We start from the raw sequence: 12096 nt of genomic DNA, 5'->3' as shown, positions 1-12096 counted from the left end.
GTTGCTCAGTTCCTGATGGCCCAGAATTTCAATTCGAGCTCGGCGAATTCACCGGAGACATGGAACGCAAAGCCGCCAGAGCGTTCGAGTTGTGTCTGGTATTCGGAACTGAGTTCGAGGATGAAATAGGTTTTGTTGGCGTGGAATGCGATCTGTCGCGGGGCTACCGGTAAAGGCCTGACTTTGATACCCGGCAAATGAAGATTGACCAGTTGACGGATACTCTCCACCGGACCGACCTTGAGGTGTGTCGGCAATCGATGACGCAGTTCTTCGCCATCGCATTGGGCACTGGCGGCGAGTACGAACGAGGCCGAGCCCAGTAATTTATGGTCGTGCAACGGCGAAACAATGATTCCGTACTGACGCGCCTGCATCGGCAACTCGACGGCATGCTGTTCCAGCACCATCGATAGAACCTGACGAATCGCCTCCATGAGTTTGCGGAAGCTTGTACCCTGGTCACTGTGTTCATAGCGACTGTCCAGACCAGGGCGCTTGCTTTCGCTGGAGAAAGTAGCCAGTTCGCCCAGCAGGGTCAGCAGTGTGCAGTACAGTTCTTGAGGATGAACCTGCTCCCTGGTGAGGTAATGACGCAACAGTGGTTCGGTACGGTTGATCAATTGCAGCATCATGAAATCGCCCACTTCCGCGCCCCCCACCTTGCCATTGGAGCGAATCCGCTCGGCAATGGCGTCCCCCCGATGGCCGAGCATGCTGATGACCTCTTTCAGACAAGAGAGCAGATATCTGGACGAGTGCACCTGCAGGTACGTCGCCACGAAATCCGGAGCGAGGGTGATCACACCATCGGGAGTGGTGTCGAGGACTTCGCAGACTTTCAGCTTCACAAAGGCCTGATCGTTTTGCTGTTCGCCTAGCATTAAGCGGAAGTCCGGACGGGCGCAACTCACCGTGCTGGTACAACCGTCTCCCGCATTGGAGTCGGCGATCTCAATTTCATAGGCGATGTAACGCGCCAGTACGTCGCTTTGCTCCGGGCGGCGTGATTCGACATGGTTGCCGGTCACTAGCGGCAGCGCCAGATAGATGGGTGAATTGACGGTGTTGGCAGGTATGTCCAGGACGAGCGGTCTGGTGCTGCCTCCCACTTCGAAGAGACTGCCATCCGGCAGGATCCCCGAGGCACAGTTGATAACCACTTTCCCCATCTTGAGAAACTGCAGATCGATTTCCAGGTTCAGGAGACCCCAGATGTAACTGCCTACAAGCTGTGTTCGGGCTTTCAATTGATGGTCGTGGTAGCGATCGCTGTGCTGCAAGTGCTGCGGACGCAGCAACATGCCTTCTTGCCACATGATTTTATGGGTATGCATGTTCAATCACCTGCCTTGGTGAGAGTTTCATTGCTGCTGCGAATACCGGCATGGTCGAGCTTGATGTCCGAGTTGTTAATGTCCCCTGATGTGAGTGGCACGGTGAAGCGCCACCTGGATTCAGGCAGGTCACGGTAAGCAGCGAGGATGCCGACGAAGCGACTCTCCCCTTGCACGCTTAGCTTGAGTTCTACAGTTTCCCCTGGGCGCAGCTGTAGCTCTTCACTGGTCACAAGATCCGGCATCAGAGATGTCGCCGCGCGCTCGTAAAGGCTAAAGAAGTCGGCGTTCTCGAACGCAACCGGGTGCTTCAGCTCTAGCAGGCGCACGACAATCGGAGATGGGCGCCCATGGAGATCCGGATTCAGTTGATCACTGGCGGTCAGCTTCAGATTGAGTTTGGTCATACCGGAATACGGCGATAACACCGAGCAACCAGTCAGCAAAACCAGCGCTGCGAGACCGCTCAGCGCATTGATTGAAACAGTCCAACGGCGCGACATGTGCGTCATCCCTGGAGGTCAGAATGGAGAGTGGAGATCAGGCGAATCTGCTCTTCATAGGCCAGTGCAAAGTCTCTCGTCAGCAAACGCTCGCTCCAGTCGTCATCCTGTAGCAGGGCCTGGTGGTAACGGCCATAGGCTTTCCAACGGCTACCGGAAGTGGCGATCAGTGACTTGTTATCGCGCTCGAAACGCAAGGTCAGCTGTTGTGGTGAGAGATGCTCCAGAGTCCCTCGAAGCGCTGCGCGACTGCCGGCCAGCAACGCCACTTGGTGCGCCTGTAGATCACGGAAAACACGGGAGATCGCTTGCTCTGCTGATAATTGACCTGGTTTATTGGCCAACAGCATCCCCAGCGCCTCACCTGCACCAACGCCGAGTTTCAACGGGTTTATGGGTAACCCTTGCAGGGTCGTCTGGGCAAGCCGCAACTCGTTTTTCAGCTCGCTACGGGTGCGCAGGCTTTGCTGTAAGCCGCAGACGCTTTGCTTGAGCAATCGTGCGGCATCGAGCGCTACTGCTTCGCGGGCGACAGGGTCGAGGCCCTTGAGATCTACTCCCAGTGCGGCACCGAAGCGCTCCCAGAAATCCTCACGCTGAGGCTCGGTTACCTTGGGTCTGACTGATGCGGGTTCTGACGGAGTTTCAACCAGCTGCGGTACCGTCAGATTTTCCATATCGATGCGTGCATAGTCGGCGCATTGCATGGGTGCTTGAAACGGCACTTCGAAGTCATTCAGTTCATCGAGCTCGTAGCAAGAACGCTCCATCTGATCAATGCCCCTCAACGGATCGAACTCAAGGAACACATCGTCAGGAATGATGTTGCCTGTCCTGGTGGAACGGCAGGCTTCGGCGTCTAAGAATGCAGAGTCATGACTCAGTCGCGCGCGGATCTCGAAGTCGCCCAGCGCGTAAATGTTGCCGGCCTCGATACGCATCGCTTCCCCCTTGGTCAAAGGGGTACCACTGACTCGGTCTTGGATACCGTTGCTGCTGAGATCCGTCAGGTAAAACGCGCCCTCGTGAAAGCTGATCATTGCGTGGTGGCTGGAAAGGTGACGTTTACGGTCGGGAATGACCCAATCGCAATCCTCACCCCGACCAATCAAGCCACCGGATTGTGTGAAAGTTTTCTGGCACAAATCGGTCGGCACGAACTGCTTGTTGTTCAGCATTTCTAAAACCAGTTCCATGGTGATGCTCCCCGCGGTTACTTGCCGCGATTGCCCGCCTGCGGATCACCCAAGGGGCGATAGGTGTTGTCGTTGTACTTGTAATTGCCGCCACAGCCGCCAACGCCGAATAAAACGACGAGCGCCAGCAAAGCGGCCTGCCAGTGACGAACAGGCATGCGAGGTCTCCAAGAGGTTGGAACCGGTTGAGCGGACTCAGGGAACCGATCCAGAGGATTAACCATCGAGATCACCCGGCTTGATGTTCAAACGTGCGAGGCGATACAACAGCGTACGGCGCGGCAGCCCGAGTTCCCGGGCAGCAATCGTCTGATTGCCGTTGTTTTTACGCAGACAATCAATCACCAGACTGCGTTCGACCTGCACAAGGCGCTCGCGCAAGTGCAGGCTGCTATCTCGCGTAATTGCATCCATAGGCAGAGAAAAGTGCCCGACCAGCAATTCGTCGCCCTCGCACAGCAACACCGCACGCTCGACGAGTCCTTTGAGTTCGCGCACATTGCCGGGAAAGGCATAAGCGGCCAGATGACTCAGCGCCGCCTCAGACCAATGCACGCTATCCCGTTGTAAAAATGTGCAGGCCTTTTCAGCGAAATGCCGGGCCAGATCGAGGATGTCACCTGCGCGTTGACGCAGGGCCGGCAGTTCGATTGGAAATTGCGCGAGACGGTAGTACAGGTCCTCACGGAATTTTCCTTCCCTGACCAGCAACGCCAGATCACGGTGGGTCGCCGCGATAATGCGTACGTCGATCTTATGGGTATCGTTACAGCCCAGTGGCCGAACCTCACCCTCCTGCAAAACCCTCAACAACCTGGCTTGCAGGGATAACGGCATATCGCCGATTTCATCCAGGAACAGGGTGCCGCCGTTAGCCGCATCGAACAGCCCGGCGCGATCGCGGTCGGCACCGGTGAAGGCACCTTTTCGGTAGCCGAACAGTTCACTTTCCAGGAGGTTTTCGGCGAATGCCGCGCAGTTCTGCACGATAAGTGGTCGAGATTGCCGAGGGCCACCATCGTGAATCGCCCGCGCAACCACTTCCTTGCCAGTACCCGTCTCGCCGCGCAACAAAACGGTGTAAGGACTATGCATGACCTTACTGATCAGCAAATAGGTTCGGCGCATGGCTGGACTATTGCCTATCAGTCCATATCCGCTAGCATTCGGGATGCTGTCTGATGCAGATCGTGTATTGCCAGACGGCCGACGCAGCCGTTGAAGCAGTTGCAGCTGACTAAGCACAAACGAGCCCAATTGACCCAGTGACTCGGCGAGCCCTTGCAGATCAAAGTGTCGGCGGCTGGCACAGAGTACTAAACCCTCAACGACCTTTTGCCGATTTAGCAGAGGCACACACAACAACGATTTCCATGGTTTGCTCTGGAGCGGCAAAAAACTGGTTTCGTACAAGCTGTCACTCAAGGAGTCGAGGCACACCACGCGGTTCTGGCGCAGGGCGTATTGCAGCAGTTGCGCATCGTTGAAATCCACCGGGAAGTCCGCCCTATCCCGAGGCTGCAAAATGCCGTTCAGGTGTTCGGAGTTCAGTTCTAGACAGCCGTGGTTTGCGTCAAGCAAATATAATTGCGCCAGCTCACAATCAGTCAGTTGTGTCACTGCGCGAAGGAAGTCACCCAGCAATACAGCGCTGTCCGCCGCCTGTGACAAACTGGCGAATTGATCCAGCAAGGCTTCGGCATACGCCAGCGGTTGAGGCGTTTGAGCGAGCATCACCCCCATCTCAAGCGAACTCGCAGATGATGCCGGCATCAACATTCAGAGTCGCATGAACACGTGTGAAGTGATCACCGGTTGCCATTGCATCAAGCAAGCGGTCAGCCACTTGGGGCAGCACATGCCGGTCCAGCAACTGGTCAATCAGACGGGCACCACTGTCGCTTTGCGTGCAAAGCCCGGCCAAGTGATCGACAAGGTTCTGGCAATAGCCGAAATCCAGCTGACGACGATGCAGGCGCTCTCTCAAGCGGCCAAGCTTGACCTCGATCAGTTCACAGAGTACCGGCCCACTGACCGGGTAATACGGCACTATGCGCATGCGTGCCAGCAGCGCCGGCTTGAAGTGTTGGATGAGAATCGGGCGAATGGAGGCTTCGAGCTCCTGCACAGGTGGCCGTGCAACGTTTTCGCACAGTTCGCTGATCCGCTCGCTACCCAGATTGGAGGTCATCAGAATGAGAGTATTTCGAAAGTCGATCTGGCGCCCTTCCCCATCGTTGGCCAAGCCTTTGTCAAAGATTTGGTAGAACAGGTTAAGTACGTCCGGGTCAGCCTTTTCGACCTCATCAAGCAATACAACGGAGTACGGCTTCTGACGCACGGCTTCGGTAAGCATGCCGCCCTCCCCGTAACCGACATAACCGGGTGGCGCTCCGATCAAGCGAGAGACGGTGTGCTTTTCCTGGAACTCCGACATGTTGATGGTGGTAATAAAACGATCACCGCCATACAACAAATCCGCTAGCGCCAGCGCGGTTTCGGTCTTGCCGACGCCACTCGGGCCGACCAGCAGAAATACGCCCACTGGCGCTTCAGGATTGTTCAGGCCGGTGGCTGTCGCGCGCATCGAGCGATCCAGTATCTCGATGGCTTGTTCCTGACCACGAATACGATTGCGCAGATCAGTAGCAAAGCTGGCGATCCTGGCGTTGTACTCAAGGGTCAGTTGAGCCAACGGCACTCCCGTCCAGGCACTAATGACTTCGGCCACCAGACGCGGGCACACTTCAAAGCTCACCAGGCGTTGTCTGACTTGCGCATCAGTCAAGTTGCGATGGACTTCGTTTAGCGCAATTCCCAGAACTTCGATGTCTGGTGCCTGTTCCTCAGGTGAAGCTGTTCTAGTGACAGCTTCTTCCCGGGCCTTTGCCAGTTGCTGACGCAGATCCAGCAGACGTTCGGCCAGTTCCTTTTGCTCGGTCCACAGGGATTCCAGTTCAGCCCTTTCGTGCTCAACCAGAACGAGACGCTCTTGCAACGTGGTCAGCGCTTCGCGATCAATCAGCAATCCTGCTTCAGCATCCCGACACAAGGCTTGACACTGGCGGACACCTTCAGCCAGTTCGCCACGCAAACGCTCCAGACTTTGTGGAGCAGCAGCCAGGCTGATACGCACGCGGGCACATGCAGTGTCGAGAACATCAACGGCTTTATCCGGGAGTTGACGACCGGTCAGGTAGCGAGCAGACAATTCAGCCGCTGCCACCACAGCGTCATCGCGAAGGTAAATGCCGTGGCTCTTCTCATACACCGGAGCCAGCCCGCGAAGGATTGTCACGGCTTCGCTGATAGTTGGCTCATGCAATTGCACGGGTTGAAAACGTCGGGCCAGGGCCGGGTCTTTTTCGAAGTATTTCTTGTACTCCGTCCAAGTCGTGGCGGCGATAGTTCGCAACTCGCCACGAGCCAACGCCGGCTTGAGCAGATTGGCCGCGTCGGAACCGCCAGCATTGCTTCCCGCGCCGATCAGCGCATGAGCTTCGTCAACGAACAGGATCACCGGCTTTGGCCTGTCCTTGACTTCATCAATTACACCCTTGAGGCGCCGCTCGAACTCACCTTTGATGCTGGCGCCGGCCTGTAATAGCCCCATATCCAGGGACAACAACTCAACACCTTTCAACACTGGCGGTACTTCACCGGCAGCGATGCGCAATGCCAGGCCTTCGACTATGGCCGTTTTCCCCACGCCCGCTTCGCCGACCACGATCGGATTGTTCTTGCGACGACGGGCGAGAATATCGACCATCTGACAGATCGCAATATCGCGGCACAACACCGGGTCCAATTTGCCGTCACGGGCTTGTTGAGTCAGATTGTGAGTGAAGCGTCCCAGCAGGGATTCAGCGGATCGAACCGGGTTGCCGGTGGCTGGTGGCTCAACCCGGGAAAGCGCGAATTCTTTGATTCGCTCAATGTTCAGCCTCGCGAGGACCAACTGGTAACGACTACCGGCGTAGCGCAACGGATTGCACAACAACGAGAGGATCAGTGCGGCCTGCCCAATCACGCTCTCACCCAACTCGAGTGTTGCCAGTAGTAAGGCATCCTGCAGCCATTGGACCAATTCCAGTGCAAACACAGGGCTCTGCGAGGCGGTGTTCTCGACTCCCAATTGCAACGCAGCCGCCAACTCACCGGCATCTATTTCAGCGTCTTGCAGGGCACGACCTAGCAAACCTTGTGGGCGCTCCAATAACGCCAGCAGAAAATCCTCGACGAGAACTTTGCTGCCACCACGGGCGATGCAGCGCTCGGCAGAGCTTTCCAGGTCATGACGGCTTTCGGCGTCAAGCGCCTGGATAAGCTGTTGCAGGTCCACGTTGATCATTGCTCACACCCTCAATGAATTTTTACTGCTCAGTGTCACCACGCCGTCGGCACGTTCGCGGCCCAGCCAACTGGTCCAACCCAGATGACAGACATTCAGTTCACCGATGCGCAGCTCGCGAATTTCTTCCTGACGCAGGGCCAGACGGATGTCGTAGTCGAGCGGATCACGCAGGGTGAATCGCACCAGCGCACATAACGGTTGATAGCCGAAACCGACTGGCAGGAATTCATGAAAGCGTTGCCAGTCGAGTTTGCGAATATGAATCCGGAATTTTCCGCCTCGATCACGAACGTACTCGCCCAATACCAGGTCTTCACCGAGTTTGCTGTTGCTACGCCCGAGGCCATTGCGTTGCTCGTCGAGTATCGCGACGCGACGCTCGATGCATTGCTCGATGGTCAGCTCGGCGTGCTTGAAGTAGTAACGTAGTACTGCCTCGATCAAGGCTGCCGAGTGCGCTCGCAGACTGAGCAGACCGAGGTATGGCAGCAAGCGCTTCCAATTCAACTCCCGGGCCTTGCGGATCTCTTCGCCACCAAGACCTATCAGGGCAAACAGTTGCGAAGAAAACGAATCGAGGGCACCACTCTGGAAGCCCGCGTGATATCGGTACTTGCGCCAGATCGGCCAAATAAGCCGCTGCAATCGGTGATGGAACAGATCGAGGAAATTGCGCGTCGGGTTACCCTCTTCGCCGTCTTTCAAGGCCTGCTCGGCATAAAACGCAGGCAGCGGTGAACCGGAACCCACCAGGCTTATCAGGTTGAATCGCAACCGCGCGCGCATCTGCCCGTGCTCTTCAAAGAACTCCACACGGTCCACGTCGCTACCGGGAAAACCAAGGCTCGGATTAGCCTGGAATTCCAACTGGTCGTACAGTTGGTCTTCGCTCAGATGCGGATACATCTCGCGCAGCCGATTAATCACCAGCCGCACAGCCTGAAACAGTGAATATTCTCTAATTGCCCGGCTCAGCCCGCTTAAAGCAAGGGCTGAAGCCCCATGCGCGGTGTCCATTGATAGACCTCTCCTTGTGTGCTGATTACCCGCAGCTCGTGATACGAATTGAGGCTGGCGTAAAGTGCGAAAAACTCGTTGAGTACCGAAGCGAACACGAACAGATCGCCCTCACCGATATACCCCTGTGGGTCGATGACCAGTTCCGTGCGCAAGCCTCGTACCGGTAATCCACGGTGCAATCTGTCGACGTGTTGATGCTTGATCGACTTCAGCCCGCCGAGCAGCCTCTTGCTGACTTTCTCAGCCTGCTGGTCGTAGTAGCGTGGCAGGTCGTAGGTTTCGAGAATCAGCTTCAAAGCATTGACGTCGGCCAGGGACAGATAGTTGAGCGACATATTGCTTATCAGCTTCCAGAGGAAGTCCTGATTGAGCGGCGGCGCAAAACATGATGTGACCGAAGTGATGTTGCGAAAACGCAGGAACTCCGGCGTCTGCCTGCAAGGCTGGTTGATGTCACCGGGCTTTAACTTGCGTGGCAGGTTTTGGTTGGTGCACATCAGCTCGACCGAGAGCGTTTCCTGTACTTCGCAATGTTGAATGCCGAAGCTCAGATAGGTATCAAGACCGTCGTGAAGCAAGGATGAACGCTGGCGAACGCTGTAATGCGGGCGGCTGACCGGCACATCGAAACTTGGATCGTGCTCGAAGGATTCGAACGGCACATACTCCCGATTACCCAGCCCCCCAGTTCTCCATCCGGTGACGCTTTCAACCGAAAACACCCCGCAGTGTTGCGGGTCGTACTCGGCTGGCAGGAGCAAGTACTCATCTTGTTTGCCGTCGAGACGCACTGGCAGCGCATCGTGTGTGAACAGATTTACGATCGGTGTGCAGTGGAGCTTTATGTTGTCCAGGGTCGGACACAGTTGCTGCAATGCGCTCTTGCGAATATCAAAGCGCAACTCCAAACCTCGCACCTGTTTCATGATGTCTTCGGATAAAGTCTTGAGCAGGTCGAGTCCGTTGATATCGACGAACAGGAACTTGTCCTGGAAAGCGAAATATTCCTGCAGGTAGCGATAACCACGGAAGGTATTCAACGGGTAAGGCACCAATGCGTCTTCTTCGGCAAAACCTACCGGTTGCACGTGATTACCAGGTAACCGGAGTGCCATCGGCATGTCTTTCACCCCAGCGATTGGCTTGCCGACGCCATCCAACGGGACTAACTCGATGCCATGCAGATGGCGCAACAGGCTCAGGTAAAGCATCTGGCTGATATAGCGTTCGCCTGTGAAGTGCAGGCGCAAACGATTCAACGCCAGCTCACCAAAATGGCCGTCAGTACTCATCTCCAGTCGCAAGCTCAAAAGCGATCCATCGCCTTTGGCCGAATAATTCAGCCCGATAAGATTCAGCGCTGAGACTTCGGTCGAGTAGCACGTGCGAAAACGGCAACGCACACCGTCGATCGGTACACTCTCCACCGGTGTGTCGCGTTCAACCACAAATGCCGGTTCCGAACGCGTTAATGCTGCGAACTGCAAAATACTGAACGCCGGCAGCGGTCGCATATAGTTGGGCCACAGCAACCGCATCAACGATTGGCTCAGCTCCGGCAATTCGTCGTCAAGCTTCTGCCGCAGACGCCCGGTCAAGAACGCGAAGCCTTCAAGCAATCGCTCCACATCCGGATCACGTCCGGGCTGGCCCAGGAAAGGTGCCAATGCCGGACTACGCTCGGCGAAACGACGGCCCAACTGGCGCAGTGCGGTCAGTTCGCTTTGGTAGTAGTGGTTAAAGGACATGGAAAACTCCGTCTTTCATTGGCTGACCTTGACCTGTCCGCTGCCATCCAGGCATGCGGTAAAGCTGACCTGCCGCTTGAAGCCGTCAATTTCCAACAGACCTTCAATGGCGAAGGACATGCGAAGCCGATCGTCATCACGCACCCCAGGAGAGACCTGAACTTTGCTCAGACGAGGTTCGTAGGCCTCAATGAAGCGCTCTATGGCCACACGCGCCTGGCTCAGGGAGTCGTGCAGACTCAGCCGCATGTCATTGAGATCGGGTAATCCGTAGTCGGGCAATGTCTGCACGCTGCCCACACGGGTACTTAGCATCTTGGCAAGATGGGCAGCCACAGACGTCATGGCAGAGTTTTCGCGGCTCCAGCCAACACGTTCTTCCACATCGCCGCCCAGGCGTTCAAAGAGGCTGCCATATCCAGTCATGAGTCAGCTTCTCTTATTCTTTATCCAGCTTGCCAACCAGAGACAGGGTGAAATCGGCACCCATGTACTTGAAATGCGGGCGCACATTGAGGCTGACGCGATACCAGCCTGGTTCACCGTCGACATCGCTGACAATGATTTGCGCCGAACGCAATGGTCGACGCCCACGGACTTCGGCACTCGGATTTTCCTGATCGGCTACGTACTGGCGTATCCATTTGTTGAGCTCTTGCTCGAGGTCAGTACGTTCCTTCCACGAACCCAGTTGTTCGCGCTGCAGTACCTTCAAATAGTGGGCCAGACGATTGACGATCATCATGTATGGCAATTGAGTGCCAAGCTTGTAGTTCAGCTCTGCAACCTTGCCTTCGGGGCTGATGCCAAATTGTTTTGGCTGCTGCACGGAACTGGCAGAAAAGAAAGCTGCGTTGTCACTACCTTTGCGCATCGTCAGGGCGATAAACCCCTCCTCCGACAGCTCGTATTCACGGCGATCGGACACCAGTACTTCGGTCGGTATTTTGGTTTCGATTTCACCCATGCTTTCGAAGTGGTGCAACGGCAGATCTTCAACCGCACCACCACTTTGCGGGCCGATGATATTTGGGCACCAGCGGAACTTGGCGAAGCTGTCGGTCAGTCGCGTGCCGAACGCGTAAGCCGTGTTGCCCCACAGATAGTGCTCGTGGTCGTTGGCCACGATTTCTTTATAGACGAACGATTTCACTGGGTTTTCTTGCGGATCATACGGATTGCGCAACAGGAAACGCGGTACGGTCAGCCCCATGTAACGCGCATCTTCCGACTGACGGAAACTCTGCCATTTGGCGAATTGCGGACCGTCGAAGTGATCTTTCAGGTCTTTCAGGTCAGGCAGGCCGGTAAAGCTCTCCAGGCCGAAAAATCTTGGCCCGGCCGCTGCGATGAATGGCGCATGGGACATACAAGCGACACTGGACACGTATTGCATCAGCTTCACATCGGGCGAACTCGGCGACAGGAAATAATTAGCGATGATCGCTCCAACCGGCTGCCCACCGAACTGACCGTACTCAGCGGTGTAAATGTGCTTATACAAACCAGACTGCATCACCTCTGGCGAATCTTCGAAGTCATCCAGCAGGTCTTCTTTGGAAACGCTAAGGATTTCGATCTTGATGTTCTCGCGAAAGTTGGTGCGATCAACCAACAACTGCAGGCCTCGCCACGAGGACTCCAACGACTGAAATTCAGGATGGTGGAGGATTTCATCCATTTGGCGGCTGAGCTTGCTGTCGATCTCGGAGATCATCCGATCGACCATGGCTTTCTTGACCGGCTCACCATTGTTCTGGGGCTTGAGTAGTTCTTCAATAAACGCCGATACACCACGTTTGGCGATGTCGTAGGCTTCGTCGTCAGGGCTCAGGCGGGTTTCGGCAATGATGCTGTCGAGAATGCTGTATTCACTCTCGTTGCCATGCTGCTGCGCTGCATTTGTATTCACGGTATTGGCTTCCTTGACTGGTGGCA

Annotated in this window: 10 protein-coding genes; all 10 read right to left on the bottom strand. The window is 55.8% G+C overall.

Annotated features, from left to right (window positions below; translation table 11 throughout):
* Nucleotides 1-5 precede the first annotated feature (5 nt).
* Genes tssK through tssC form a run of 10 tightly spaced genes read right to left on the bottom strand, consistent with a single transcriptional unit; the run spans nucleotide 6 to nucleotide 12070 of the window.
* The gene (tssK, locus tag FFS64_RS18685) at nucleotides 6-1337 is read right to left on the bottom strand and encodes a type VI secretion system baseplate subunit TssK (protein ID WP_137806629.1); all 1332 of its coding nucleotides are present in this window, start codon (nucleotides 1335-1337) and stop codon (nucleotides 6-8) included.
* 2 nt (nucleotides 1338-1339) lie between these two features.
* Entirely contained in the window at nucleotides 1340-1840 is a 501-nt protein-coding gene (gene tssJ, locus FFS64_RS18680) for a type VI secretion system lipoprotein TssJ (protein ID WP_137806628.1), read from the bottom strand.
* Between the two features lie 5 nt (nucleotides 1841-1845).
* Nucleotides 1846-3036: a type VI secretion system-associated FHA domain protein TagH gene (tagH, locus tag FFS64_RS18675; protein WP_137806627.1), complete on the bottom strand. Its 1191-nt coding sequence runs from the start codon at nucleotides 3034-3036 to the stop codon at nucleotides 1846-1848.
* A gap of 17 nt (nucleotides 3037-3053) precedes the next feature.
* Nucleotides 3054-3194, bottom strand: a complete 141-nt coding sequence (locus FFS64_RS18670) for a type VI secretion protein (protein ID WP_137806626.1) — start codon at nucleotides 3192-3194, stop codon at nucleotides 3054-3056.
* Between the two features lie 58 nt (nucleotides 3195-3252).
* Nucleotides 3253-4770 (bottom strand): sigma 54-interacting transcriptional regulator, encoded by a 1518-nt coding sequence (locus FFS64_RS18665; RefSeq protein ID WP_137806625.1) that lies wholly within the window; start codon nucleotides 4768-4770, stop codon nucleotides 3253-3255.
* Between the two features lie 10 nt (nucleotides 4771-4780).
* Nucleotides 4781-7387: a type VI secretion system ATPase TssH gene (gene tssH / locus FFS64_RS18660; RefSeq protein ID WP_137806624.1), complete on the bottom strand. Its 2607-nt coding sequence runs from the start codon at nucleotides 7385-7387 to the stop codon at nucleotides 4781-4783.
* Nucleotides 7388-7390: 3 nt separating this feature from the next.
* On the bottom strand, nucleotides 7391-8407 hold the full coding sequence (gene tssG, locus FFS64_RS18655; protein WP_137806623.1) for a type VI secretion system baseplate subunit TssG: 1017 nt from the start codon (nucleotides 8405-8407) through the stop codon (nucleotides 7391-7393).
* On the bottom strand, nucleotides 8371-10158 hold the full coding sequence (gene tssF, locus FFS64_RS18650) for a type VI secretion system baseplate subunit TssF (protein WP_137806622.1): 1788 nt from the start codon (nucleotides 10156-10158) through the stop codon (nucleotides 8371-8373). Before tssF ends, tssG begins: the two co-directional genes overlap by 37 nt.
* A 15-nt stretch (nucleotides 10159-10173) precedes the next feature.
* Nucleotides 10174-10584 (bottom strand): type VI secretion system baseplate subunit TssE, encoded by a 411-nt coding sequence (tssE, locus tag FFS64_RS18645; RefSeq protein WP_137806621.1) that lies wholly within the window; start codon nucleotides 10582-10584, stop codon nucleotides 10174-10176.
* A 13-nt stretch (nucleotides 10585-10597) separates the two neighbouring features.
* Complete coding sequence (tssC, locus tag FFS64_RS18640) at nucleotides 10598-12070, bottom strand: type VI secretion system contractile sheath large subunit (protein ID WP_137806620.1); 1473 nt, start codon at nucleotides 12068-12070, stop codon at nucleotides 10598-10600.
* Between the last annotated feature and the right edge of the window lie 26 nt (nucleotides 12071-12096).

It is taken from the genome of Pseudomonas sp. G(2018) (genome assembly GCF_005502415.1).
Lineage (GTDB): Bacteria > Pseudomonadota > Gammaproteobacteria > Pseudomonadales > Pseudomonadaceae > Aquipseudomonas.
Note: the sequence above shows the minus strand (reverse complement) of the source record. Positions and strands in the feature narration are given on the sequence as shown.